Below are 26,875 nucleotides of genomic sequence, written 5' to 3' on the forward strand. Positions count from 1 at the left end.
AAGCTCGTATATTGTTAATTTATCTTCATACGTTAATTTCATCAAAAAACACCCCATTCGTTAGATTTTGTGTCTAACTTTTGGGGTGCAGTTCAAAGGCTACCTAACTGCTTTTTCATTACAAAAATCTAATAAAACTTCTCCACCAAGCGAAAAAAGACTAAAAGTAATCTAACTTGACTTGTCAAAATGTCCTGTTTTCTTTATAATAGCATTCTACTAGACAGTTCGTAACTTCCTGTCTTTAAACAAAACTAAGCTTTTATCACTCGTCATTCTGGTGGTAAAAGCTCAAGGAGGAAAGAATGACATCAAAAACACTTAAACCCACTCAGAAATTGGTCCTATCTGCCATCTTTATGGCGCTGTACATAGCCGTCCTTTTTCTCTCACAGTCCATCTCGTTTGGTGCCTACCAAATGCGTCTAGCTACTGCTCTATACGGCCTTAGCTACCTCTATCCATTCCTAGCAGTTCCTCTCAGCCTAGCCAATGCCATTGCTAACAGCTTCGGTGGTCTAGGAATTCTTGATATCATCGGCGGCTTCTTTGCTGGTATTCTAACAACTGGAGCTATCTACCTCATCAAAAAACTTAACCTAAACAGTTGGGTAGTAGCACTAGCTATTTTTCTCATTCCGTCCTTTGTTGCTCCGCTATGGCTGAGCAGCTTACTCCATGTTCCATACTGGGTACTTGTTGCCAACTTACTCGTTGGACAATTTATCCCAGGAATCGTCGCAGTACTTCTTATCAACGCCCTACAAAAACGTGGCTTTTAACCGATAATTCACCTAAAAACTCCCCTAATTTGAACCGCTAGTCGACAGTTAGACAAAATAACTAACCGTCGGAAAGCCGTACAAATTTGGGGCGTTTTATTTAATACTTGAAAAATCGTAAAGTTGTGGGTATTCGTGACACTCTGGGTTTTTAGGGTGGCAAATAGCACGTCCAAAATAAATCATGGCTTGGTGAGCCGATAACCACAGCTTTTTAGGTAAAATAGAGCAAACATAATCTTCAACCTGTCGAGGAGTCGCTGACTGAGGAACAATATCATGGTGTTTGCAGATACGTTCCACATGGGTGTCCACAGCAAATGCTGGAATTCCAAAACCTACAGACATCACCACATTAGCAGTCTTTCGACCAACTCCTGCCAAACTTTCCAATTCTTTTCGAGTGCTCGGCACTTGCCCTCCAAAGTCATCTACCAATTGTTGGGCGCATTTTTTCATATACTTGGCTTTATTTTTATAAAGTCCTAATCGAGAGATATAAGTGGCTAAGACTTCTTCTGGTGCAGCTGCCATGGCCTCTGGCGTCGGAAAGGCTTCAAAGAGAGCTGGGGTGACTTTATTGACCGCGACGTCAGTTGTCTGGGCTGATAATAGCACTGCGATAACCAATTCGAAATGGTTTCTAAAATCTAAACTAGGCTCCGCATCAGGAAAGAGGGCGATAATCTCCTCAATAACATAGCGTGCTTTCTTCTTTGATAGAACCATAATAACCTCACTTTCATCTCCTATTATAGCATGCCAATCACTTGCCCGCCATCAACTAATCCTCTATAATAAAGGCTCAAAGGAGACAAATATGACCACTAAACAAGACTTTACAGACCTTCTTTTAGCATTTGAAAAACAAGCTGATGCAGAAAGAAGTAAGAAAATGGCTGCTTATATGAGAGATCAGTTCGACTTTTTTGGTGTTCCAACACCTCAACGCCGAAACCTCTACAAAGCTATTATCGCTAGAGATAAAAAACAACAAGTCATTAACTGGGACTTATTAGATTTAGCTTGGCAAGCTCCTCAGCGTGAACTTCAATACTTTGTCTGTGACTATCTAAAAGGACTACAAAAGTTTATTAGCTATGACCATATTCCAAAACTCCTGACCTATGCATCAAGTAAGGAATGGTGGGACACAATTGACCACTTCGATCGCATTTTTGGTCGTATTGACGACGAGCGTATCGATGATATCATGCGAGACTTTTCAACATCAAATGACTTTTGGATTCGCCGTATCGCCATCGACCACCAGCTAGGACGAAAAGAACAAACCAAGACTGAGCTTCTAGCTGAAATTATCCTCAATAACCTCGGTAGTAAGGAATTCTTTATCAACAAAGCCATTGGCTGGTCCTTACGCGATTACTCAAAGACCAATCCTGATTGGGTGCGTAGCTTTGTCCAAAAACACCATGATCGACTAGCTCCACTATCTATCCGCGAAGCCAGCAAGTACCACGACAAACGCATGAAAGATTTTTAGAGTGAAAATAAAGCTTTCTGCAATTCAAAGTTCAGGTATTTCAAAAAAATCTAAAATACTTTGAACGTCTTACTATAGGAATAACAGTAAAAGTATCTATTTTAAACTGTACTATAATTCGGAAATAACTGTTTCATGCGTTTGTCGTGAGCAAGTACCTTTAACATTGACAGTCAAACCTCTAAATGCTATCATAAAGGTGACAAACAGGAGGTGGTTTTAATGAAAAAGTACAAACTTCTCTTTCCTATTACTGCACTAATATTGGGAATTGTTTTCGCTAAAATCAACAACCCTCTAACACAAATTCTGAGAACTATTTCTTTCTTAAGTTTCATCGGATGCATTCTTTATCAGGTTAGCATCTATGCCTATCTGAGATATCAGCTTTGGCTAAAAGAGTTTAGACAAGCAAGCCATCAAGAGCAGACTAAACAAATCTTTCTCGCCTTTTTAATCGGAGCCTTTTTCTTAGTTTTTATCATTTATTTTTTCAAATAGTAAAAGAGTTGATTTCTTCCATCCTCAGGTGTGAAATCAACTCTTTTTATAAACTTATCTCATCTACTAATCTTTTTGGGCCGCTAATTCTCCCAACTCACCATAAGGCGTACGGTAGCCAATTTGGAGAATCTTATTGTCCTTGATAAGAATCGGTCGTTTAATTAACATCCCGTCATTTGCTAACAAGGTCAAGGCCTCATCAAGACTCAAATCAGGAAACTTATCTTTTAGCCCCAGGGAACGATAAGATTGCCCCGAAGTGTTAAATAATTTCTTTAAGTCTAAGTCTGATTTTTCAAGCAAATCACGTAACAAATCAACTTTTGGAGGGTTCACTTTGATATCTACCGATTCAAAAGAGATTCCCAAATCCGTTAATTCTTTCTTAGCCTTACGGCAGGTGGTGCATTTAGGGTATTCGTAAAATGTGAGCATGCTACTCTCTTTCTAATTCATGATCTAGTAACCAAGCCTTTTTCTCCAAACCTCCTGAATAACCTGTCAACTTTCTAGTAGAAGATAGGACACGGTGGCAAGGGACAAAGATAAGCAAGGGATTTTTTCCAATCGCAGCGCCAACAGCCTGTGCAGAAGGACAATCGCATAAACTGGCTAACTGACCATAAGTCCTTGTCTCTCCATAAGGGATTGTCAACAGCTCTTTCCAAACACGTGTTTGGAAATCGGTTCCTTGAGCAGATAAGTTCAAATCATCCATAGCTGGATTGTGACCTTTAAAATAAGAATCCAACCAAGAAATAGCTCCCTTTAACACAGCATTCTCCTCCAATCTGCTAGTAAACCAAGCCGACTTCTCTTCAAAATACGCTTGTCCCTCAAAATAAGCAAATAAAAGACTAGTACGATCAGCTAGAAGCTTGATTTTTCCAATCGGCGATACATAAGTCGTGCGATAAAACATAAGCCTATTATAGCTAAAAAGAGCAAGGAAAACCAATTCCTTGCTCTTTGTTTTAAGATAATTTTCCCTCTTTCCATAACTGATTGATTTTAGGTCTTCCATCAACGTCAACAAGGGGTGTCAAAACAGGTGAGAACCCTCCTCCCATAGCAAGGTATTCGACACCTGTCTCTCTATCCACAATAAATTTAAGATTGTGGGCTTTATTATCAAAGTTCAGTCCAAAAAATCGCTCTGATAAGTCTTGCTTGTACTGTTTAATGTCGTTTTTATCCATCATGTTAGTTTCCTTTAATAAGGCGCACGCGCACAATATTATCATTTTCCTCGAACTTGGCAACAAGCTCATCAACTTTAGCTTTATCAGACTCATCTAGGTCAAGAAGCGTGTAAGCATAGTCACCTTTTGAACGGTTGATGATATTATCAATATTGATATTAAGATCAGAAACAGCCGTTGAGATACGGGCCACAATGTTTGGTACATTTTTGTTAATCAAAGTGATACGGTATGGTGCTGATAATGGCTGATGAATATTAGGGAAGTTAACAGAGTTAGTAATTTCTCCTGTTTCCATAAATTGACGAATTTCTTGACCAGCCATAATAGCACAGTTAAGCTCTGCTTCTTCTGTAGAACCACCGACGTGTGGGAATACTGTAATCCCTTCTTTGTTGAGTAACTCTTCTGTACCAAAATCTGTGATGTAGCGTTTAACGACACCAGTTTCGATAGCATCAAAAAGCGCAGCATTATCCACTAGCTCAGCACGAGCAAAGTTGATAATCGTTGTCCCTTTTTGCATAAGGGCGAATGTTTCAGCGTTAAAGGTGTGTTTTGTATCAGGTGTCAAAGGAACATGAACAGTAATATAATCACATGTTTCAAAGATTTCCTTCAACTCTTTAACACGACGAACGTGGTGTGAGATGTTCCATGCCGCATCGATAGACACATAAGGGTCGTAACCGAAAACAGTCATCCCCAAACGACGTGCATCGTTAGCGATACGTGAACCGATAGCTCCTAAACCAATAACACCTAGTTTTTTACCACGGATTTCAGTACCTGCAAACTGTTTTTTACCGGCTTCAACTTGTTTTGGGACATCATCACCAGTCAAGGTGTTAGTCCACGTATTAGCCGCAATGTAGTCACGTGCTGATAACAAAATTGATGCAATAACAGCTTCTTTAACAGCATTAGCATTAGCACCTGGTGTATTGAAAACAACGATTCCTTGCTCAGATGCTTTATCAACAGGAATATTATTAGTTCCTGCTCCTGCACGTGCAATAGCTTTTAATTGACTTGGAAAGTCAACATCATGAAGGTTTTGGCTACGAATAATGTAAGCATCTGGATTTTCTGCTAAATCACCATCAATTTGGAACTGATTTCCTAATTCTTTCAAACCAATTTGGTTAATATTATTAAATGTTTTTACACTAAATACCATCTTATTTCTCCTTGATAAGCAAAGAAAGGCTAGGAAGTCATCCTAGCCTCCCTATTCTATTTAAATTGCGTGATAGTCAGCTTCGCTAATTTCTTGATAAGAAGCTGACTCTGCTTTCGTTTTAATTTTTTGATAAGCTAATCGCTCACCATCAATCGGTACTTTTCCACAATAAACAAAGCCTAGCTTTTGAATAATATGCTGCATCGCTTTGTTGTCCTCATGAGTGTCAATACGAAAATCTGGACCTGACTGACCTTCAATCAACCCTTGCAAAAAAGTCTGAGCAACGCCTTGACCTTTAAAAGCAGATGACACTGCGATACGATGAAAGGTCACATAACGATGATTATTGTGCTGCCACTTACCGTCATAAATATTAGCATAAGCTTCATCTTGACCATCAACGACTGCTCCATAAGCTGCAACAATACCTTCAATGACTGCAACATATCCTGCACCACTCAGAATATCGTCGATAATCTTATCTCTGGTTGGATACACTGTCTGCCACTGCTCTCCACCGTAAGCTGCAATCTGTTGTCGTGCATCTTCAATGATGGCAACTATTGTGTCCACTTCATTTGGAAAGGCTTGTCTGATTTCCATCATGTCAACTCGTTTCTTTAATTGGTATTATTTATTTTCTGCTTCAAATTTTGCCATGAAATCAATCAAATCTAAGACACCTTGACGTGGGAATGCATTGTAAAGACTTGCACGCATACCACCAACTGAACGGTGACCTTTGATATTTTTAAAGCCAAGAGCATCAGCTTCTTTAACAAACTTAGCATCCAACTCTTTAGATGGGGTCACAAATGGAATGTTAGCTACAGAGCGATCGCCTGCTTTTTTAACTGGGCTTGTATAGAAATCAGACTCTTCGATATAGTCGTACAAAAGACCTGATTTTTCACGATTAATGTCTTCCATCTTATCAACACCACCCAAGGCTTTAACATGTTCAAAAACAAGTTTTGCCATATAGATACCAAAGGTTGGTGGGGTATTGTAAAGAGAACCTGCTTCAGCTTGGATGCGGTAATCTAACATACTTGAAAGAACTGGTTCATCATTCAGAAGATCTTCACGCACAATAACGATAGTAACACCAGCAGGTCCGATGTTTTTTTGTGCTCCTGCATAGATAAGACCAAAATCTTCAACATTGTAGCGAACTGCCAAGATATTTGAAGACATATCAGCTACAATTGGCACACCATTTGTATCAGGAAGATCGTAAACAGATGTTCCTTCAATAGTATTGTTAGTAGTCAAATGAACATAAGCTGCTTCTGGATCGATAGTCGAAGCATCAAAACTAGGGATATGATCATAGACTGTTTCTTCTGAAGAAGCCAAAAGAACTGGTTCAAAATCAATTGTTTTTGATAATTTAACAGCCTCTGTATAAGCTTTTTTACCCCATGAACCAGCAACAAGATAGTAGGCTTTCTTACCTTTGGCTAGGTTCAATGGAAGCATTGAAAATTGGAGTGAGCCTCCCCCTTGTAGAAAAATAACCTTATAGTTATCAGGAATAGCCATCAAATCACGAAGTAGGCTTTCTGCATCTTTGATGATATCATCGAATTCTTTGGAGCGGTGGGACAATTCCATTACACTCATGCCGGAGTTGGCATAGTCCAAAAATTCAGCTTGTGCTTTTTTTAGCACTTCTTGTGGCAATACTGCAGGACCTGCAGAGAAATTGTAAATTGTCATTGATTTACCTCCAAATAAAATTAATCCAAGTATACCAAATTGTCAGAATTTTGTAAAGATTTTTTCGATGACCAAACCCTTAAAATTCGGAATTAAAGCCATTTCATTCCCTTATTTTAGTTATTGATAGCCTTAACGTCTGCCTTTTCAAGAACATCATGCGTCATCATATAGAATCTTTACGCTAACTCCCAAACATCACCTCTCTTAACACACTACTCATCTGATTATCCCATCAAAAAAGTGGAACTTTCCTTACTACCTTTTAGGTAATAGAAAAATCCCACTATCATCTCTATATAGCGTCTCCGCCACGTTCACCCGTACGAATACGAATAACTTCCTCGATTGGACTAACAAAAATTTTGCCATCTCCAACCTCACCGGTTCTGACGGCTTGACAAATCAAATCAACAACTTCATCTACTGAATCGTCATGTACCACAATTTCAACCTTAACCTTGGCAAGTAAGGCTGGAATGACACGCTGGCCACGAACAAACTCAGCAAAGCCCTTTTGATTACCGTATCCCAGAACTTGAGAAATACTCAAACCTTTGACAAGTCCTGAAGTTGTAATCGTTTCTTTTAGATTTTCTAACTTATCCGAACGAATAATCGCTTCTACTTTTTTCATCGAACTACCTACATTTCTAAATTGAGATAATAAATTGAGAGATTACTGATCCAATCCCATAAAGGTTGGGTAGGCTGTCTCAGCATGTTGACTATCATCAAGACCAACGGCTTCTTCGTGGTCAGTAACACGAATAGGCATTACTAATGAGATACCCTTAACGATAATAAAGGTTGCTAGGGCAGACCAGATAATTGTCACTAGAATAGCACCTAAAGTAACAAATAACAAGTGACTATTACCATAAATTAAGCCGACATTATTTGAATCAAGTGCTAAATCTGGTGTCGTAAAAATGGCTGTAACAATTCCTCCAAAGATACCACCAACCCCGTGACATCCAAATGCATCCAAAGCATCATCGACAGCCCATCTTGATTTAATCATATAAATAGCGGCATAGCAGACTGGACTCACCAAAAAACCAATAATAAGTGAACTCCAAATAGAAACAAAACCTGCTCCTGGTGTAATAGCGACCAAACCAGCGACCAAACCTGTAGAGGCCCCAACTAGGGTAGGTTTCCCAGAAAGGAAATATTCAATCAGGACCCAAGAGAACATAGCAGCTGCTGCAGACAAATGGGTTGTAACCATAGCATGAACAGATAATCCATTTGCTGCTAAAGCTGAGCCACCATTGAAACCAAACCAACCAAACCAAAGTAAACCTGCTCCCAAGAGGACAAAAGGAACATTATGAGGACGATGCTCTAAGTGAGAAAAGTCACGACGTTTTCCTAAGACCAATGCCAAGACAAATCCTGACACACCAGATGTAATATGTACCACATCACCACCAGCAAAGTCAATCGTTCCCCACTTTGCAAGCAACCCTTCATCCCAAACCATATGAGCAAATGGGTAATAGACTAAAAAGAGCCAAGCGATAATAAAAATCATCAAGGGTAAAAAACGCATCCGACCAGCAACTGAGCCCGTCAAGATACCGATCGTAATAATCGAAAACATCATCTGGAAAGCAGCAAAGAGTAAGTCTGGAATAGCCAAGCCACGTGTCGATGCTGTCTCAGAGATTCCTCCCAAGAAAAGGTGCGAGAAATTACCAAAGATACTTCCCTCACCTCCAAATGACAAGGAGTAGCCAGCCACAAACCAAAGTATTGAAGCTAGCGCCAAAGGAGCTACTGTCATCATCATCGTATTGATAACATTTTTACGACGTCCTAGCCCCCCATAAAAGAATGCCAATCCTGGTGTCATCAAAAAGACAAGAGCTGAGCAGATAACAATAAATGCGATAGAACCTGTATCCATAAAATTCCTCCTTTATTTATATGTTATATAATATAACATATAAATAAATTAAAAGAAATAATTATTTTTTAAAATTTCAAAAAATTCCGAAAAATGTGACATTTTATGTTACAAGACAACTATAAAGAAAATTTTCAATTTTTAGAGGTTTTTCAAATAGAAAGCTATCTTGACAGATGATCAAATGTCTTAAAAATGAAACAAAAAAACAGCCCAACCTAGGCTGTTAAAATAGATAAGCATTCCAAACTGAACTAATCAAGGACTTGCTTATCCTACTTTCTTGGCTAATCAATCCCGTGATAGCTATTGTAGACTTCTTGACGATTTAACTTGTAGTCTTTAGCCACCTGCTTAATAGCTTGGTTAGGCTTCTTACCAGCTTCAATGAGCTGTGTCACTAAGCTCAGAATATCTAAATCATCACTGTCTTCCTCAGAAGACGATAGCTGACCATCATTTCCTGAAACAATAATCAAGCATTCTCCCTTGAGTGGTTTTTCAGAAAGAGCAGCTACTAATTCTGAAATGCTTCCTCTCAAGTACTCTTCGTATAACTTTGTCAATTCACGGACTACTGTAACTTGGCGATCTCCATAAACAGACAGCATATTTTTAAGAGTATCAGCGACACGATAGGGAGATTCATAAAAGATTTGGGTTTCTGGATAAGCCAGCTTGTCTTGGAAAAACTCTTTTTGTTGCCCTGCCTTACGAGGTAAAAAACCGTAGAAAATATGGGGTTGAGGAGCTAAACCACTTGCAATCAAAGCGGTGATTCCTGCAGAAGCCCCTGGTATGGAAATCACAGAGATATTTTCTGCAATGGCTGCTTTGACCAAGTCATGACCAGGATCTGAAATCGATGGCATTCCAGCATCTGAAACTTGAGCTAAGTTTTTTCCTTCTTTCAACAAGTCAAGTAAATCTGGAATCTTGTCATAAGCGTTATGCTCATGAAAACTAATTTGCTTCGTAGAAATATCAAAATGTTTGAGTAAAAGCCCTGTATTACGCGTATCTTCTGCACAGATAAAATCTACCGACTCAAGAACCTTAATAGCACGAAAGGTCATATCTTCAAGGTTACCAATGGGAGTTGGGACCAAGTAAAGACTCCCAAACGATGATGCTCCTTTAAAACTACTTTGAACTTGCATAACCCTACTCTCTATCTAGCACTTCCATACAAAACATACACTCTTCATCATTTTCACGACGCTGTCCGTAATAGTCATTACAGATGTGAAAACCATCTTGGTAAATCCCCTCAATGTACTTTGTGCTATGCTTTGCTGTTTGACTCGCTTCTTTTTCTTCCAATTGTGTCAATCGTTTTCTTAATTTATCATTTTCCAAACGCAGAGCTGTATTTTCTTCAATGAGAGACTGAACGTGCTTTTTCATCGTTTCAATAGCCGCCAGATGCTTAACGAGATTTTGTGAAAAGCCATCAAAGGCGTCAAATAATTCTTTTTTATCCATAACTTTCAATCTCCTCTAGTGCATAAGTTAGTTGACGGTGGCTGTCATCCAGACTAACACGAACAGTATCTGCAAAAACATCAAATCCCGTCACATGACCTACTCCGTCTTTCGTCGTAACAGAGCTACCATAGTCAGGAAATTTCGTCTTAGCTTCCTTATAAAAATCATCCTCAAAACTGAGACAACACATCAAACGCCCACAAAGACCGTTGTATTTTCCGCTATTTAATGATAAACGTTGATTTTTAAGCATTTTAATTGAAACAGGTGGAAAATCTCCCAAAAAGGTCGAACAACATAAAGGACGACCACACGGTCCCAAACCACCATAAACTTTAGCCTCTTCTCGCTGATTGATTTGACGAAGCTCAATACGTGTTCGAAACAGTTTTGCCAAATCTTTCAGTAACTGGCGAAAGTCAACACGTTTCTCTGAAGTAAAAGTGATTAAAACACGCTGACGATCTAATGGAAAGGTAATAGCCACTAGCTTCATCTCCAAATCATTTAATCGAATCAAGTCTTTAACCTTCGGTAGACTGTCTTGAGCCAACTGACGATTCGCTTCAAAGGCTTGAATATCTCTAGAATCTGCAATAGAAAACACCGTTGCTAATTCCGTAGGGAGCTTGCTTTCTGCCACCTCATGATTTTCTAGGAAAACCTTAGCCAGTCGATTTCCTTTTTTCTGATTAATCACAAGCAAGTCATCTTTACGATAGATCTGATCTGCTCTTACATATACTAATTCATTATCATCGGCATAACGTACACCAATTACTTCTGTCATTTAATCACCATATATTCTAAAACATTTTGAAAACTGACATTGGCAAGCCACATCTGTCTTGCTTGATGCAAGCATGTCAGATAGGTCACTGTTGGTCTTTCTGATAGTTGTTGAGATAAATAGTAGCTTAACAACTGAAAAACATACTCTTGCAGTAACTTATCATTTGCTTGAAAAGCCAGTCGAGAGACCTCTAAGTAAGCCATATCAGTTTGCTTTGTCACTATCTTAACAAAGCGTTGCGTTGTTTTTAGCAGTTCAAGTAACTTACTATTCTCTGCTAACTCGTCTGCTTCTTGGAAGGAATTCGCTAAAAAAGCCAAGGCTCTTGCTTCTGTCAATAAAAGCCCTTTTTGATTAAGGTAGTCCTCTAAGACCTGCTCTTGTTTTTGAAATCGAATCACTTGGCTACGACTACGAACCGTTGGCAAAATAAGCTCTTCATTAGCCGTTAATAAAACAATCGTCAGCTGACTCTGTGGCTCTTCAATAAACTTTAACAAAGCATTGGTCGCATTGAGATGCATCTTTTCCGCATCACGAATAATAAAAAATTGACTACGACCTTCAAAACTCGATTTTGTAAATTCTGCCGTCATCTGACGTATCTGATCTGTCTTAATCACACCGTTAGTAGGTTCTACTATTTTTAAATCAGGAAAGGACTGCTCTGAAATCAAACGGCAAGAACGGCACTTCTGACAAGGGTGTCCTGTCTGATCAAGCTCACAAAAAACAGCCTGAGCCAACCAGATAGCAAATTCAAAAGAACCAAATTGCCCTGAAAACAAGTAAGCATGACTTAACTTTTGAGACTGTATCGCCTGACGAAAATGATGTTGACGTTTTTCTGAAAGAATCTGTTGCTCCATGCTAAGCATCCTTTGAAGGCTTCAAAACAGCCTCAATTGCCTTTAGAGCTTCTGAGACAACTGTCTCAATATCATTAGAAGCATCGATAATTTTAATACGTTCTGGATTCTCTTGTGCCAACTCAAGGTAACCTTGACGAACACGCTGATGCATATCTATTTTTTCTAAATCAAGGCGATTGACCTCACGGTCTGAGTTTTGAGCAATACGACTTAAACCTAGCTCAGACTCAATATCCAAAAGGAGAGTTAAATCAGGTTCTAACCCATCTGTAGCATAAGTATTCAACCATTTAATATCTTCACTAGAAAGCCCTCTACCTGCCCCTTGATAAGCGACAGAAGAGTCGATAAAACGGTCCACTAAGACCAATTTACCTGATTCCAGATTCGGAAGCACACGCTCAACAAGATGCTGACGACGCGCAGCTATATAAAGAAGCAACTCTGTCTTACTGTCCATAGCTGTATTATTGACATCTAGAATAACCTCTCGAATAGCCTCTGCTATCATAACGCCACCTGGTTCACGTGTCGTCACAACACCAGCAGAATGCCGTTTTTCCAAAGCCGGCAATAACTTATTCAAAACAGTTGTTTTTCCTGCTCCATCTGGTCCTTCAAGCGAAATAAAAATACCTTTTGTCATACTGATTCCTTCTTTTTTCGTTCTCTACTATTTTACCAAAAATCAGCAAAAAAAGGGAGTAGCAAACTGACAGTGTCACTCCACTACTCCCTTATCTGTTCAAATTGATTGCTAGTCTCTAGAAACCAACTTTTGATGCTGTTCTTTCTAGGGATTCTATTTCAAACCCTTTATTTTCAAGTTTTTGACGAAGAGCATCCAAGTCAAATTGATCACTATCAATCTGGACTTCAAGTGCTACTTTACCTGATTTACGATTTACCATCAAGGTACTTCTAATATTCAAACCTTCTTGGGAAATCGTATGGACAATACTGTCTAATACACCAATTTGATTTTCTGCCAACAAGTTAAGACGTACGCCACGCTCTCCATAACCAGAAACTTGAAGAAAAGCACGGTAGATGTCTTTATCTGTAATGATACCAGAAACTTGATCATTATCAACCACAACTAAAACAGCAATACTGTGTGTCATCATAAGATAAATAGCATCTTCAAGAGAAGCAAACTTAGAAACAGTGACAACATCTTTAATCATAATATCACGAATCTTCGTTTTATTGAGAAGGTAATTCATCTCAAAAATGGAAAGACTTGTCGCCTTAGATGGGCTAGCATCTGCTATTGAACTTTCTGTAACGAGACCAACCAAACGGTCGTTTTCAATAACAGGTAAACGGCGTAACCCTTGCTCTCTCATAACATCTGTAGCATGAGCAACCGTTGTATCTGGTGATACATAGACCACCTTATTACTCATAAAATCTCTAACAGCCATAAGCTTTTCTCCTCCAATATGATAGGGAATTTCATCCCTAAGATAAGCTGTGTAAAAGAGTTACCAAAACAGAAATCAGCTAGTTTTAGTTTTTCTTTACCCTTGATACTATTATACCATATTTTGAAAAGGCTTACGTGTTTAGAATGAAAATTATTGAAAAGCCAGTAAAGATTCGTTACAAATCCTTTGAAAGATCTTTAAACCGCAAGTTAACTGATAACCACCAAATAAAAAAGACAAACCCAAATTGAGTTTGCCTCTCACTTAACAAGAACTAAATGTTCTTATAAGGTCAACAGATACTGTTGATTTTTTATCCACCAAGGTAAGCCTTGCGAACTTCATCTGACTCAAGGAGTTCTTTACCTGTTCCTGAAAGAACAATTTTTCCTGTTTCAAGAACATAGCCACGGTCTGCGATTGAGAGTGCCTTATTGGCATTTTGCTCGATCAAAAGTACTGTTGTGCCTTGTTTTTGGATATCTTGAATGATATCAAAAATTTCTTGAATAAAGATTGGAGCAAGTCCCATTGATGGCTCATCCAAAAGTAAGAGTTTTGGCTGACTCATCAGTGCACGCCCCATAGCAAGCATTTGTTGCTCACCACCTGAAAGGGTTGCAGCATCTTGATTTTTACGTTCTTCAAGACGTGGGAAACGCTGGAAAATTTTCTTCAAGTTAGCAGCATTTTCTTCCCTGTTTTTCTTCAAGAAAGCACCCATTTCAAGGTTTTCCATAACAGTCAAACCAGAAAAAACATGACGCCCTTCTGGAACTTGTGCCAGACCGTCAGCAACGATTTTACGAGCTGGGACTTTAGTGATATCATTTCCGATATACATGATCTCACCATCACTTGGTTTGACAAGCCCTGAAATGGTACGAAGAATAGATGTCTTACCAGCACCGTTGGCACCGATAAGGGTCACAACTTCTCCCTCGTTGACTTCAAAGCTAACATCTTTTACCGCCTCAATGGCACCATAGCTGATTGAGAGATTTTTGACTTCTAACATAGCCATTATGCTTCACCTCCAAGATAAGCTTCGATAACACGTTTGTCATTCTTGATTTCATCTGGTGTTCCGTGAGCAATCAAACGACCGTACTCAAGCACATAGATACGCTCAGTAACTTCCATAACCAAACTCATATCGTGTTCAATAAGGATAATCGTGATACCAAACTGCTCCTTGATTTGACGAATAAGAGCTGTCAATTCTGCTGTTTCCTGTGGGTTCATCCCTGCAGCAGGCTCATCAAGGAAAAGAATTTTAGGCTCTGTTGCCAAGGCACGTACGATTTCCAAGCGACGTTGTTGTCCGTAAGCCAGATTCTTAGCTAAGGTATCTGCTTCGCCATCTAAATCAAAGATAGCCAGTAACTCCAAAGCTTTAGCTTTCAAAGCCTCTTCACTTGAATAGAATTTAGGCAAACGAAGGAGAGAAGCAAATAAATGCGAAGATTTTTTATTAGCAAGACCGATTAAAACATTTTCCAAAACAGTCATATCTTTAAACAATCGAATATTTTGGAAAGTACGTGATAAACCAAGTGAAGCAATCTTATAAGGTGCTTTACCATTCAAAACAGTCCCATCTAAGGTAACTGTCCCTTCACTTGGCTCATAGACGCCTGTTAAAAGGTTGAACAGTGTAGTTTTACCCGCACCATTAGGTCCGATAAGTCCCACTAACTCACCTTCATTGAGTTCCATGGTCACGTCACCTACAGCAGTCAAACCACCAAAGTTTTTTGTTAAATTTTTAACTTCAAGAAGTGCCATTAGTTTTTGCCCTCCTTATTTTTAGTAAAGTATTTTGAAAGATAGAATTCTTTTGTTCCCAAAAGCCCACCTGGACGGAAGAGCATCACGAGAATAAGTGCTAATGAGTAAATAATCATACGCAGGTTTGAAACATTTTGAAGGAACATATTAAGAATACCAAGAACGATGGCTGCGATGATAGTACCTGTAATTGAACCAAGACCACCAAGAACAGCAATGATAAGGTAATCAATTGACTTCATAATGGTGAAGTCTTTTGGAACAACTGTTCCGATATAACTGACGTAAAGTGAACCAGCGATTGCTGAGATCATAGCACCGAAAACAAAAATCATAACTTTCATTTTAGTGACATTTACACCCATTGACTCAGCCGCAATCTCATCTTCACGAAGAGTAATTGCTTGACGACCTGTTGCAGAACGAAGGAAGTTAAGCACTAGGATGATAATAACCACAACGAAGAAATAAATAACTGGCCAAGTTGTATAAGGAAGAATTCCTGTCAAACCTGCTGCACCATTAGTTACTTCACCACCGTTGACAATGGCAATACGGATGATTTCCGCCATACCAAGTGTAGCAATGGCAAGATAGTCACCTTTTAGACGAAGTGTTGGCAAACCGAAAATCAAGGCAACCAAAGCAGCAATAATCACACCAACCAACATTGACAGATAGAACCCATCATAAGTAGGGAGGTAAGTCGTAATAATAGCTGATGAATAAGCTCCGATAGCCATGAAACCAGCTTGACCTAAGGTAAACTGTCCAGAGAAACCAAGAACCAAGTTAGTTCCAAGTCCCATCAAAATTGAGATACCAATCCCCATTAAGATTTGGACGTAGTACAAGTTCATGATACCCGTTAGTTCAAGAACTTTCAAAATAGCAAAGAGACCGATAATGATAGCAAGCCAAGCAAGATTTACTTTAAGATTCTTTTTCATGTCTTACACCTTCTCTTTCACATTTTTACCAAGGATACCCGCTGGACGAACCAAGAGGATGATAATCAAAACACCGTAAACAATGGCATCACGGTAACTTGAAAGGTTAACAGCTGTTGACATTGTTTCAAGGATACCAATGACAAAACCACCAAGCGCTGCACCTGGAATAATACCAATTCCTCCAAGAACGGCAGCAACGAAAGCTTTGATACCAGGAGTCATCCCCATAAGAGGCTCAAGTGAGTTGTAGTAAAGACCGATAAGAACACCCGCTGCACCAGCAAGAGATGAACCAAGAGCAAATGTAAAACTAATAGTTGAATTCACATTGATACCCATCAACTGAGCAGCATCGCTATCAACAGAAACAGCACGCATCGCTTTACCCATTTTTGTTTTTTGGACAATTACTTGCAAAGCAACCATCAAAATAAGTGCAACTACTAAAATCAACAATTGAACGTTTGTTACACTGATTGATCCTAATTTATAAGTAACCACTTTAATCGCTTGAGGGAAAGAGCGTGTATCTGCTCCAACTAGGTAAACCATTCCGTACTCAAGGAAAAATGACACACCAATTGCTGTGATCAAAGCCGAGATACGTGTTGAATGACGTAGAGGACGATAGGCTAAAAATTCAATCAGCATTCCCAAAAGAGCACATGCAAGCATTGCAAAAATTAAAGCGAACCAAAAATTCATATGTAGCGAATTAATGGCATAATAGCCGATGAAGGCACCCATCATATAGATGTCTCCATGAGCAAAGTTAATCAATTTAATAATCCCATAAACCATGGTATAACCAAGGGCAAGCAAGGCATAGATACTACCCAAAATAATACCATTCACTAGCTGTTGGGGAAGTTGTTCTAAAAACATATAAACCAAACTTTCTAGTATATTTCTTTTCTTCTAGACCGACAGAGCGTCTAACAGATTATTTTTCAACCTCAACAGCTTCGGCTGAGGCTTCTTTACCATTTTCCATACGAACCATCAAGGCTGTCTTGATTGGGTTGTGTTGTGAATCAATGGTCATTTTACCTGTTACCCCACTAAAATTCTTCAAATTAGCAAGGTTTGTGGCGATATCTTTTGATGTTTCTGCTCCCTTAGCAGCTTCTGCAATCATGTAAATAGAATCGTAAGCAAGCGCTACAAACTGATTTGGTTCTGAACCGTAAGCTTTTTTATAAGACTTGATGAAAGCTGAGGCATTATCAGACAAGGAAACATTTGTTGAGTAACCTGATACGTAGTAAACATTTGTTGTATTCGCTGCGCCTGCAAGGTCTGCAAAGGTTGAATCACTGAATCCATCAGGTCCAAGAATTGGAACCTTGATTCCCATATCACGCGCCTGCTTAGTAATAATCCCTGTTTCAGTGTAGTAACCAGGCATAACAATAGCATCATAGTTTAAATCTTTAAACTTAGTAAGAGCTGATTGGTAATCTTTATCACCAGACGCAAATGTTGCTGTTGTCACAATCTCACCCTTATATTGGCGTTTGAATTCCTCTGCAATCCCTTTAGCGTAATCTGACGAGTTATCATAGTAAAGAACTACTTTTTTAGCACTTAAACTGTTATAGGCATATTGTGCTAAGACTTTACCTTGGAAGCTATCTTGGAAGGTTGTACGGAAAACATACTCTTTTGTGCTACCATCTGTATTAACAGTCAAACTATCTTGTGTCCCAGATGGCGTCATCAATGGCACACCTGTTTTTTGTGAAATCAAACTTGACGCCGCAACAGCACCTGATGTTGCTGGTCCTACAATAGCATTAACTTGGCTTTGGATGGCCAAGTTAGTAGCTGATGTTGATGCTTCCGCATTTTCAGACTTGTTATCTTTGGTAACTAATTCAAGTTTTTTACCATCAACACCGCCAGCGGCATTGATTTCATCAACGGCAAGCTTAATACCGTTATTCTCTGCTTGCCCATAGGCTGCAACACCACCAGTTAGCTCTAAGTTAACACCAATTTTAATGGTATCACCAATCTCTGTTCCTGATGCATTTGCAGTAACATCTGGTGATTTACCACAAGCAACCAAAAAGATTGATGCAAAAAAAGCTAACACAATGAGTGTAATCTTTTTAGACATAATTATTCTCCTTAATTTTTACTTAAAAAGTCCAACTTATAGCGTACTGAATTATCTGAATATTGTCAAGTTATATTATCCTTTCACATTTAAGTAATCGTTTTCTAAACCAACAAAAAAAGCTTAAGTTACCCTTGTTTTAAACAATTAAGTAACTTAAGCCTATCTCGTTAACGTTCTAAATTTCCAACAAAATTAGTATCAATAGTTTCCAACTCTGACACCAAGACTTTTTTCACGAAACGCTGACTATTTAAATAGGAAATAACTTCATCAACTTCATCTAAATTGACATAGTAAATCACATAATGCAAACGCTTTGAATGGTAATAAAAATCCCCTATCTTATTGAGTTTGCGAGCATCTCTATTATAGTAAAGGTAGATCGTCAGACCTACGCGTGCTGTTTTTTCCATACTAGGTTCTTTCTATGATATTTTCACCTGCTTTATGAGGTCGTTTGTGAGGGTAAAAAGGTAAGGCTCTATCTACAAAAATATCTTCAGAAACAGATTGAGCTAAGGATTCTGCTAGATTAGATAATTCCTTCTGAACAGCCAATTGACTTTCTCTCAAGGATAGTACTAGTGGATTTGTATCTATCAACCGCTTCTGCTTTAACATCTTCCGTTTTAATTCTCGAATTTCAGGACGATAGGCTAAATAAGCTTCATTCTCTTCAAAGGATTCCTTCAAAGTCACAAACTGACTAATTTGGTCTTGTAAGATATCATTTTCCTCAAATTCAGCCAAAGCTATCAAATAGGTTTGAACAATAGGCAACTTTAAAAATGAACTAACAAGATTATCAGCAGCATCTTCTAGTTCAATAAGACTTTCATCAATGATTAACATAGGGGTATTATACCATATTTTCCTTAAAAATCTAAATAAGCTAAGATGACTAAAAACAGTTATCTAAAGTCCTTTTCTCATACTAGCCCCCACTCTTCATCTCATTTCAATAATCTATGAGTCTGATCAAATCGTGAGCAAGCACCAAACTAGATAAGAAACTTAGCAAGGTTACAACAAGATAAAAACGAAAGCCCTAATGAGGAACCTTCGTTTTACTTATCTTATTTCAAATCGTTATTGGCCATGATTTCATCAATAAAGCCATACTCAAGGGTTTCTTGTGCACTCATCCAATTATCACGTTCTGCATCCGCATGAACTTTCTCAATTGACTGACCTGAGTTTTTTGCTAAGATTTCTTCCAACGTATGACGTGTTTTCAAAAGATGCTCTGCTGCGATTGCCATATCCGTTTGTTGAGTACCACCACCAGTACCACCCATCGGTTGGTGAATCATATACTCTGCATTTGGCAACATGAAACGTTTGCCTTTGGCACCAGATGAAGCGATGATTGTACCCATTGATGCTGCCATCCCCATAACGATAGTCTGAACATCTGATTTGATGAAGTTCATTGTATCCACAATGGCAAGACCCGCTGACACTGAACCACCAGGTGTATTGACATAAAGGTAGATGTCTTTAGTATTGTCTTGAGCATCCAAGAATAAAAGTTGGGCAATAATTGAGTTTGCCATATTATCTTCAACAGGACCTGTTAGCATAATAATGCGATCCTTCAAAAGACGTGAGTAAATATCATAAGAGCGCTCGCCACGACTCGTTTGTTCAATAACTACAGGAATCATTTCTTTCTCCTTTTCTTTCAGTGATAAACCTACACACTGAGATGTATTCATTAACGATATGTTTATTATAGACTTTTGGTCAATAAAGGTCAAATATTTACCTTTGTTTTAAAAAGAGTTTGGAATAACCTGCACTCCAAACTCACTGCACCTATTTCAAACTAGAAAGGAAACAGGTTTTCATTAGCTTTTTAGATAAACTAGATCCTATTTAAATATTCGTTAATAGTATCTAGTTTGCTAAATAAAACCTTATTTTGTACCAAAAAGACGATCCCCTGCATCTCCGAGTCCAGGAACGATGTAGCCATGTTCGTTGAGTTTTTCATCAAGTGCCGCTGTATAGATATCAATGTCTGGATGAGCCTCTTGAAGTTTTTTAACTCCTTCTGGGGCAGCCACAAGGCAGACAAATTTGATATTAGCCGCTCCACGTTTTTTCAAAGAATCTACGGCTAAAATAGCTGAACCACCTGTCGCAAGCATTGGGTCAACTAAGAAAATCTGACGTTGATCAATATCTTCTGGTAATTTTACCAAATATTCAACCGGTTCAAGAGTTTCCTCATCACGGTACATACCGATATGTCCTACTTTAGCTGCTGGAACTAGACTCAACAAACCATCAACCATACCAATACCTGCACGTAAGATTGGAACGATAGCTAATTTCTTACCAGCTAGTTGTTTTTGAACTGTTTTAGCAACTGGTGTTTGAATTTCGACATCTTCTAGCGGAAGATCACGAGAAACTTCATACCCCATCAACATAGCAATCTCATCTACAAGTTCACGAAAGTCCTTTGTAGAAGTGTCAGTACGACGTAAGATTGATAATTTGTGTTGAATAAGAGGATGTGAAATAACTTGAAATTTACCCATATGTTTAACCGCTTTCTATTTGTATTTTTTCCATTTGTTATTATACCACAAAACAATTAGCCCGTGTAAAATGAAATGTTTCAAAATAGCCTATTGCACCATTGACTGTTGGCTACTTGCAAAAAACGATTAGCCTTTTGTAACATATAGTCAACTGAAATAAGGATAGGACTAAAGCACCTCAAGAAAAGTATCACAATTTGGTGATACTCTTCTGATTTGTTTTTTTGATGTGAGCTCATGTTCTCTCGATGGGCTTGCAGTCAAATGTACTATTTTTATTTCATTCAACTATAACCGACCTACCGCATTAGTGCTTACACTTTTATTCTTTTATATCACCCAAGCAAGATTAGCTCTAACTTATTACTTCATAATGCTTTTTGAAATAAAATTCTAGTCGATATTAAAAAGACAAGCTCGCAAAATTAAGCTTGTCTTTTGATTGGTTTAATGGATAGTCTCGTTTAACTAATTACTATTAGTGTTTTCTCTTGCGTTTGTATGGTGTAAAGAAGACAACTAGTGATGTCAACATCGCCATACCTAGGAAGTTTATTTTGCTATCTTTTTCACCTGTTTGCGGCAAAATTGAAGCTGTTTGTGTAGGTACTCCATGAAGTTTCTCTATATGACTATAAGTCGGTGTTTCTGGAACACTTGGTGTGTTTGGAGTATCTGGTGTAACTGGAGTACTTGGTTGCTCTGGAACAACTGGAGTATCCGGTTCTGTTGGTTTATCTGGAGCTTTAGGCGTATGTGGTTTTAAGTCATAACCTCCAGGGTTACCTTCAATAATACCATCATCTTCTCCTGGGAGATGTGATGTCTCTTTGTTACCAATTGTCGCTTGAGTTTCACTAGACTCATCCCAAATCCAGTCACCTTGATTAGTCATCTTAGCTAACACTTTTGTAGTACCATCTGGCATAATTTGAATAAGGAAACTTGGAGCCCAAGTAGAGTTGTTTCCTTTACCTGCAACCTCATTACGGTTTGTCATATATGCTGTAATCAAAAGTAAATCATCTGAGCCCTTGACTGGAACAGCATAGTATGAGTAAGTTGCAGTTCGCCAGTCAGAAGGTACAGAAGCCGTCAAAACAGCACCTGAACCGTTCAATGGTTCATAAGTGCCTGTCAAACTATCAGAGACATAGCCAAGCATAACAACGTTATCTCCAACAACTTTATTAGCTTCTTGCCAAGCATAGTCATTACTTCCATGGTTCAAACGTGATGCTGCAAAAAGATAATATTTATTGCCAAGCTTTACGACATTTGGACGCTCAATTTCATCGCTAACCATAGGTGACGACAAAAGCGGTGTGAAAAACTCTTGAATTGTTGGAGCTTTCTCCGTACCTCCTAAGCGTAAAATACCAATAGCAGCATTTGACACAGAAGCTCTAATATACATATCTTCATTGTCTAAAATATCGAAAAAGCTTGAAAGAATAAACTTGGCATCTCTTCCATAGTTTTTAACATTGTAGATTTGCGAAGCATCTTGGTAGTTTTGAGTACCTGTACTTGCTTCAAATACTAAATATCGTGAACCATCTTCGTCTTCAATAACGTGCGGGTCACGCATCGCAATATTATCCGCTCCTGTAAAGGTAGAGCGCCACTGAGCATAACTTTGATAGTAATACCCATCTCCACCTGTAGGTGTTAAGATATTTTTATTATCAACTGACTTAATAACTACCTTATTGTTTTCAACAGCTAGATTCAATGTAGCTGTTGCTAACATCTGATTATTGGAATTATTGTCCGAAGTATCCACATTTGTATAGTACAACTGAATAGTACCATCTTGGTTGACTACCGCAGATCCAGACCATTGTTGAGTCACTGCATCTAATCCATAGCCAAAAATCGAACCAGCATTTTGCCAGTGTTGCAAGTCATTATCTGCATAAGTATTGTAAAGAAGATAGAGATGATTATCATTTGTATTTGGTACACCCATCATCGCAACAACTAATTGATAGCCGTTCCAATTCACAACCTCACCAGTTTTAATGTCTTGAACTGGCCATGAATCCCAGACATCAAGGTCTGCAACTTCTCCTGTTTGAGCATCACGAGTTGTAGCAGCTGCCATATTTTTTATTTCTGAAGCTTTAAAATATGGAATTGCATACTGCTCATTTTGTTCTAAAAGAGTGTCAGCGATGGACTGGAAATCACCATAGGTCATCTGAGTACCAGTTTCCGTAGATTTGACATAAAGTTTGTTCAACTCTTCCTTACGTTCAGCAGAAAGAGTTGTTGGATCAATACCTGCTTCTCGAACTAAAGCATCTGCAAGTTCTGTTAAGCCAGTTTCTTTTACAATAGTAGTTGCCGAATAAGATGAATAATCTTTATCTTCTACTGTTGTAGATGGTTGACTAGCTGAGGTAACTTCTGGACTTGTCGCTTCTGAGTCATTTGTCGTTTCAGAAGTCACTGGCGTATCTACCGCAGTAGTCGCTTCTGATACCGCAGTCGTTTCAGATACTGTTTCTGGAACTTCTGATGCAGTAGTCGTTGTTTCAGATACTACTTCTGGAGTTTCTGATACCGCAGTTGTTTCAACCACTTGTGGTGCTTCTGTCGTCACTGCTGGCTCTGCTTCTGTAACCAATGTCGCTGAAGTCGTTGATTCACTTGCTACTCCAACTTCGTCAGCTTGAGTAGTTGTCGCTCCTAAAAACGCCACAGTTCCAATAATAGCTGAGGTAGCCCCAATAGTTGATACCTTGCGAATGCTATAACGAAGTTTCTGACTTGTTTTTTCTCCTTTAATCATTTACATTAAACCTTTCTTAAATTTGCTACTATTATACAACGATTACGACGCATTTACCAGTTATTTATAATTTTTAGAAGAATAATAATAACTTAATAACGTTTTCATCATTTTGGGATTCAAAATGAACCAGCTACCTTAAAGCAAACACTACTTAGAGCATCCAGAAAATTCTAATACTTTCAATCTTCAAACTGTTTTACCCAATAATCCCTTAACATAAAACTTTCTTCTTTTTTTAGTTAATGATAAGATGAGAAGAGGAGGTTTTAAATGACACCACATTATTTAAGGCAAGTAGGCCTCGGTATCTTAAGCCTAACTGGTCTTTGTCTTCTACAAAATCAACAGGTTGATACCCTAGACACTACCAACAATCTTATTCAAAACAAGCACCTCTCTACCAATCAGGGATGGTCTAACGATTTGCAAACAATAACCTATAATGCCGACAAGGGTTATTACGATATCTATTTTCTCCATTCAATTGATGGAGCTACTAATCCTTTTGGAGAAGGGGGGCAAGATTGGGCACATGTGACCACGACAGATTTCACATCTTACAGTCAGCAAAATTCAGCTATTGCTGCTAAAGGAGGAGACTCCAAAGAAGGCTGGAATTCAGCTTGGACTGGAAGCATCGTTACAAATGATGGAAACATTTCTACTACGGCTAAAAATCAAAAGGTTGCTTACTTTACTGGGATAAGTAAAAAGACCGGAAAGCAAGCTATTTATGCTATAGCTTCATCAGATGGAGGGAATCACTTTACAAAGGTTTTGAACAAAGGGAAACCCCTTCTTACCACAGACCAATCCTATAATAAGACGGACTTTAGAGATCCTTATATTTTTTACCGTAAGGATAAACTGATCATGTACGTGGCTGAAGGGGATGTTATCGGTGTGTACCAGTCAAAAAACGGGATTGACTGGAGCAAGGCTGATCCTGATGCTGAATCTAAGATACACCCTTATACATTCTTTAAAGGGCGATCATGGGAGGGCAATGCACCTGTGGAGTGTCCTGTTATCAAAACAATGACAACCCCTGATGGCAAAGAAAAACAGGTTCTCTTTTTTGGAGCAAAAGATGCTAGTCATGGCGAAACAACGGGAACTTACTATATCGTTGGGCACTTAGATAACAATGGACTTTTTAGCGAAGAAACAACAGTACAAAGGCTTGACCAAGGGTCAGACTACTACGGAGCTAACTTTGATGGTAGTGATCATATCGAAGAGAGCCAATCGCAACTTATCAGCCTTGGGTGGGTTGGGAATTGGAACTATTTCACCAAAGGTATACACAGTGATCAAGATGCCAAAAGTGACTTTCTCTCACGTGTTGGATTTTATTCGAGCCCTCGTCAGCTGGAACTTTCAAATGACTTAAGGATTCAACAAAAACCCTATTACCAGAACAAGCAACTTCAAACCTTGCATCACTACACAGATGTCTCCACAACACATCCCATAACAAGCAATCAAATCTCTAGCCAGGATAGTTCTGGAAATGCTATCCTATATGACCTTCCAAACCAAGACAGCTCTGCGATTTATACTGTTAACCTAAAGCATCCAGAGACACTATCTGGTAATCTCTTGATTGATATTTGGCAGGGAAAAGACTATGTTAAATTGAAACTGGATCTTTCTAACGGTAACTACACTGTCTCTAGTTATGCTACTGAACTAAACAACAGTAGCGATGAGAGTCAAACTGCCTCCAACTACTATTACGATGGGCTTTTAGGAAACGGACAAGGCTACGCTGCCCAAACCAAACTAGATGCTAGCCAATCTATAACCCTTACCGTAATCAGCGATAACCGTAGCTTGGAATTTTTCTTCCCTGACGGTAGTAGCTATACTGTTGCTAGGTTCAATACATCTGGTAAACAGGACTTCAAAGTCTTAACATCAAATCATGATAATCAATTAGATTTAAAAATTGCTACTGTAAACTGACAGCTGACAAATAAGACATTATAAAAGGAGTTCAAGACCTAGTTTGTTTTGAACTCCTTTTGTCATCTTATCTATGATGAATTCTGTTCCTATTCCTAAATAGAAAGCTAAAGAGGCTCTCTAATCACGTCCAAAGACTGATACAATACGATCAAGAGCTTCTTGAACAGTTGTTTTCGGCGTAGCGACATTAAGTCTAGCAAAGTACTTACCCTCTTTACCGAAATGAGCTCCATCATTAAGAACTACCTTTGCCTTCTGGCGTAAGGTTTCGTCTAAATCAGGTTGAGCAATACCGTAGGCAGAGAAGTCTAGCCAAACCAAGTATGTCCCTTCTGGTTTCATAACCTTAATTTTTGTCTTAGACTCAAGCTCCTCACAAACCAAGTTAATGTTTTCTTCAATCACATGACGGAACTCTTCCAACCATGCTTTGCCATGATTGAAAGCAGCTTCTGTTGCAACCATACCAATTGTTGGAACTTCGTGTTGGTTGTTAGCTAACTGTGTTCTTTGGAAGGATTTTCGCAAGGATTCATTCTGAATGATAGCAAAGCTGTTTTTGGTTCCAGCAATATTGAAAGTCTTGGTTGCTGAACCAAGGATAATTGTGAAGTCTTTAAATGACGGATCAATCGTATTTAAAGAAATATGGCGATTGCCAAAAAGTGCCAAATCCTGATGAATTTCATCAGATACTAAAATAACACCGTGCTTTTGACACAACTGAGCGACCTGCGTCAACTCATCACGTGACCAGACGCGCCCTCCTGGGTTATGAGGACTACAAAAGACATATAATTTAACCTCATTATCAACAATGTCTTTTTCTAGTTGTTCAAAATCAATTCTAAAACGCCCATCAACAATTTGAAGTGAATTTTCAACTAACTGGCGGTCATTCAACTTAATGGTACGTGCAAAGGGATAATACACGGGTGAATTGATTAAAACAGCATCACCTTTTTCAGTAAAACTTTGAATAGCAACCGAAATAGATGGAACAACACCGTCAATAAATAGAATATCCTCTTTATTGATAGCATAACCATGTTGGTCTTTTTCCCAATCAATAACGGATTGATACAAAGCATCTGAGAAATAATTATACCCAAAGACATGCTCTGACGCGTAGGCTTCAATGGCTGCTTTAATATCTGGATGAGGTAAGAAATCCATATCAGCCACCCACATCTGTAACAACTCAGGATTTTGTTCTGATGACTGCCACTTATAAGTAAACTGGTCTAGACGATTGGGTCTAGTTGTAAAATCGTAGTTCCCCATA

At 38.6% G+C, this 26,875-nt stretch carries 30 protein-coding genes; 4 read left to right on the forward strand and 26 right to left on the reverse strand.

Annotation, left to right across the window (positions count from 1 at the left end; translation table 11 throughout):
* Window positions 1-305: 305 nt before the first annotated feature.
* The gene (locus tag JOC31_RS04980) at window positions 306-782 is read left to right on the forward strand and encodes a QueT transporter family protein (RefSeq protein WP_205017064.1); all 477 of its coding nucleotides are present in this window, start codon (window positions 306-308) and stop codon (window positions 780-782) included.
* A gap of 96 nt (window positions 783-878) precedes the next feature.
* On the opposite strand, the gene nth is transcribed toward JOC31_RS04980, so the two are convergent.
* Complete coding sequence (nth, locus tag JOC31_RS04985) at window positions 879-1,511, reverse strand: endonuclease III (protein WP_205017065.1); 633 nt, start codon at window positions 1,509-1,511, stop codon at window positions 879-881.
* Between the two features lie 91 nt (window positions 1,512-1,602).
* Here nth and JOC31_RS04990 point away from each other — a divergent pair, with 91 nt between their 5' ends.
* A complete protein-coding gene (locus JOC31_RS04990; RefSeq protein ID WP_205017066.1) occupies window positions 1,603-2,286 on the forward strand; it encodes a DNA alkylation repair protein in 684 nt (227 codons plus the stop codon).
* Between the two features lie 222 nt (window positions 2,287-2,508).
* Window positions 2,509-2,787: a hypothetical protein gene (locus tag JOC31_RS04995; RefSeq protein WP_205017067.1), complete on the forward strand. Its 279-nt coding sequence runs from the start codon at window positions 2,509-2,511 to the stop codon at window positions 2,785-2,787.
* Window positions 2,788-2,853: 66 nt separating this feature from the next.
* On the opposite strand, the gene JOC31_RS05000 is transcribed toward JOC31_RS04995, so the two are convergent.
* From JOC31_RS05000 to JOC31_RS05115, 24 genes are all read right to left on the reverse strand, one after another.
* On the reverse strand, window positions 2,854-3,225 hold the full coding sequence (locus tag JOC31_RS05000; protein ID WP_205017068.1) for an arsenate reductase family protein: 372 nt from the start codon (window positions 3,223-3,225) through the stop codon (window positions 2,854-2,856).
* A gap of 1 nt (window position 3,226) precedes the next feature.
* On the reverse strand, window positions 3,227-3,712 hold the full coding sequence (locus tag JOC31_RS05005) for a methylated-DNA--[protein]-cysteine S-methyltransferase (protein WP_205017069.1): 486 nt from the start codon (window positions 3,710-3,712) through the stop codon (window positions 3,227-3,229).
* A gap of 52 nt (window positions 3,713-3,764) precedes the next feature.
* Entirely contained in the window at window positions 3,765-3,992 is a 228-nt protein-coding gene (locus JOC31_RS05010) for a DUF6440 family protein (protein ID WP_239551656.1), read from the reverse strand.
* 1 nt (window position 3,993) lies between these two features.
* Window positions 3,994-5,172: a 3-phosphoglycerate dehydrogenase family protein gene (locus JOC31_RS05015; RefSeq protein ID WP_205017070.1), complete on the reverse strand. Its 1,179-nt coding sequence runs from the start codon at window positions 5,170-5,172 to the stop codon at window positions 3,994-3,996.
* Window positions 5,173-5,232: 60 nt separating this feature from the next.
* Window positions 5,233-5,781: a GNAT family N-acetyltransferase gene (locus JOC31_RS05020; protein ID WP_205017107.1), complete on the reverse strand. Its 549-nt coding sequence runs from the start codon at window positions 5,779-5,781 to the stop codon at window positions 5,233-5,235.
* 27 nt (window positions 5,782-5,808) lie between these two features.
* Window positions 5,809-6,900: a 3-phosphoserine/phosphohydroxythreonine transaminase gene (gene serC / locus JOC31_RS05025; protein WP_205017071.1), complete on the reverse strand. Its 1,092-nt coding sequence runs from the start codon at window positions 6,898-6,900 to the stop codon at window positions 5,809-5,811.
* 295 nt (window positions 6,901-7,195) lie between these two features.
* Entirely contained in the window at window positions 7,196-7,537 is a 342-nt protein-coding gene (locus tag JOC31_RS05030) for a P-II family nitrogen regulator (protein WP_205017072.1), read from the reverse strand.
* A gap of 42 nt (window positions 7,538-7,579) precedes the next feature.
* Window positions 7,580-8,815 carry an ammonium transporter gene (locus JOC31_RS05035; protein ID WP_205017073.1) on the reverse strand — a complete coding sequence of 412 codons (1,236 nt, stop codon included), beginning with the start codon at window positions 8,813-8,815 and terminating at the stop codon, window positions 7,580-7,582.
* 287 nt (window positions 8,816-9,102) lie between these two features.
* The gene (gene rsmI / locus JOC31_RS05040; RefSeq protein ID WP_205017074.1) at window positions 9,103-9,975 is read right to left on the reverse strand and encodes a 16S rRNA (cytidine(1402)-2'-O)-methyltransferase; all 873 of its coding nucleotides are present in this window, start codon (window positions 9,973-9,975) and stop codon (window positions 9,103-9,105) included.
* Between the two features lie 4 nt (window positions 9,976-9,979).
* The gene (yabA, locus tag JOC31_RS05045; RefSeq protein WP_205017075.1) at window positions 9,980-10,300 is read right to left on the reverse strand and encodes a DNA replication initiation control protein YabA; all 321 of its coding nucleotides are present in this window, start codon (window positions 10,298-10,300) and stop codon (window positions 9,980-9,982) included.
* On the reverse strand, window positions 10,293-11,093 hold the full coding sequence (ricT, locus tag JOC31_RS05050) for a PSP1 domain-containing protein (protein WP_205017076.1): 801 nt from the start codon (window positions 11,091-11,093) through the stop codon (window positions 10,293-10,295). Before ricT ends, yabA begins: the two co-directional genes overlap by 8 nt.
* Window positions 11,090-11,965, reverse strand: a complete 876-nt coding sequence (locus JOC31_RS05055; RefSeq protein WP_205017077.1) for a DNA polymerase III subunit delta' — start codon at window positions 11,963-11,965, stop codon at window positions 11,090-11,092. Before JOC31_RS05055 ends, ricT begins: the two co-directional genes overlap by 4 nt.
* Window position 11,966: 1 nt before the next feature.
* Window positions 11,967-12,614 (reverse strand): dTMP kinase, encoded by a 648-nt coding sequence (gene tmk / locus JOC31_RS05060; protein ID WP_205017078.1) that lies wholly within the window; start codon window positions 12,612-12,614, stop codon window positions 11,967-11,969.
* A gap of 118 nt (window positions 12,615-12,732) precedes the next feature.
* Complete coding sequence (locus JOC31_RS05065) at window positions 12,733-13,395, reverse strand: CBS domain-containing protein (RefSeq protein WP_205017079.1); 663 nt, start codon at window positions 13,393-13,395, stop codon at window positions 12,733-12,735.
* Between the two features lie 316 nt (window positions 13,396-13,711).
* Complete coding sequence (locus JOC31_RS05070) at window positions 13,712-14,422, reverse strand: ABC transporter ATP-binding protein (protein WP_205017080.1); 711 nt, start codon at window positions 14,420-14,422, stop codon at window positions 13,712-13,714.
* Window positions 14,422-15,186, reverse strand: a complete 765-nt coding sequence (locus JOC31_RS05075) for an ABC transporter ATP-binding protein (RefSeq protein ID WP_205017081.1) — start codon at window positions 15,184-15,186, stop codon at window positions 14,422-14,424. The genes JOC31_RS05070 and JOC31_RS05075 overlap by 1 nt, the downstream gene beginning before the upstream one ends.
* A complete protein-coding gene (locus tag JOC31_RS05080; RefSeq protein WP_205017082.1) occupies window positions 15,186-16,139 on the reverse strand; it encodes a branched-chain amino acid ABC transporter permease in 954 nt (317 codons plus the stop codon). Before JOC31_RS05080 ends, JOC31_RS05075 begins: the two co-directional genes overlap by 1 nt.
* Window positions 16,140-16,142: 3 nt before the next feature.
* Window positions 16,143-17,027 carry a branched-chain amino acid ABC transporter permease gene (locus JOC31_RS05085; protein ID WP_205017083.1) on the reverse strand — a complete coding sequence of 295 codons (885 nt, stop codon included), beginning with the start codon at window positions 17,025-17,027 and terminating at the stop codon, window positions 16,143-16,145.
* A 58-nt stretch (window positions 17,028-17,085) separates the two neighbouring features.
* On the reverse strand, window positions 17,086-18,264 hold the full coding sequence (locus JOC31_RS05090) for an ABC transporter substrate-binding protein (RefSeq protein ID WP_205017084.1): 1,179 nt from the start codon (window positions 18,262-18,264) through the stop codon (window positions 17,086-17,088).
* Window positions 18,265-18,434: 170 nt separating this feature from the next.
* On the reverse strand, window positions 18,435-18,680 hold the full coding sequence (locus tag JOC31_RS05095; RefSeq protein WP_205017085.1) for a DUF2129 domain-containing protein: 246 nt from the start codon (window positions 18,678-18,680) through the stop codon (window positions 18,435-18,437).
* 1 nt (window position 18,681) lies between these two features.
* Window positions 18,682-19,119 (reverse strand): YlbF family regulator, encoded by a 438-nt coding sequence (locus JOC31_RS05100; protein WP_205017086.1) that lies wholly within the window; start codon window positions 19,117-19,119, stop codon window positions 18,682-18,684.
* Between the two features lie 224 nt (window positions 19,120-19,343).
* Window positions 19,344-19,985 (reverse strand): ATP-dependent Clp protease proteolytic subunit ClpP, encoded by a 642-nt coding sequence (clpP, locus tag JOC31_RS05105; protein ID WP_205017087.1) that lies wholly within the window; start codon window positions 19,983-19,985, stop codon window positions 19,344-19,346.
* A 201-nt stretch (window positions 19,986-20,186) separates the two neighbouring features.
* Window positions 20,187-20,816: a uracil phosphoribosyltransferase gene (gene upp, locus JOC31_RS05110; protein WP_205017088.1), complete on the reverse strand. Its 630-nt coding sequence runs from the start codon at window positions 20,814-20,816 to the stop codon at window positions 20,187-20,189.
* 481 nt (window positions 20,817-21,297) lie between these two features.
* The gene (locus JOC31_RS05115; protein WP_205017089.1) at window positions 21,298-23,616 is read right to left on the reverse strand and encodes a glycoside hydrolase family 68 protein; all 2,319 of its coding nucleotides are present in this window, start codon (window positions 23,614-23,616) and stop codon (window positions 21,298-21,300) included.
* Window positions 23,617-23,889: 273 nt separating this feature from the next.
* Between JOC31_RS05115 and JOC31_RS05120 the strand changes: the two genes are divergently transcribed.
* Window positions 23,890-25,587 carry a glycoside hydrolase family protein gene (locus JOC31_RS05120; RefSeq protein WP_205017090.1) on the forward strand — a complete coding sequence of 566 codons (1,698 nt, stop codon included), beginning with the start codon at window positions 23,890-23,892 and terminating at the stop codon, window positions 25,585-25,587.
* Window positions 25,588-25,707: 120 nt separating this feature from the next.
* On the opposite strand, the gene JOC31_RS05125 is transcribed toward JOC31_RS05120, so the two are convergent.
* Complete coding sequence (locus JOC31_RS05125; protein ID WP_205017091.1) at window positions 25,708-26,874, reverse strand: MalY/PatB family protein; 1,167 nt, start codon at window positions 26,872-26,874, stop codon at window positions 25,708-25,710.
* Window position 26,875 lies beyond the last annotated feature (1 nt).

Origin of the sequence: Streptococcus saliviloxodontae (assembly GCF_016908655.1) — a bacterium.
Lineage (GTDB): Bacteria > Bacillota > Bacilli > Lactobacillales > Streptococcaceae > Streptococcus > Streptococcus saliviloxodontae.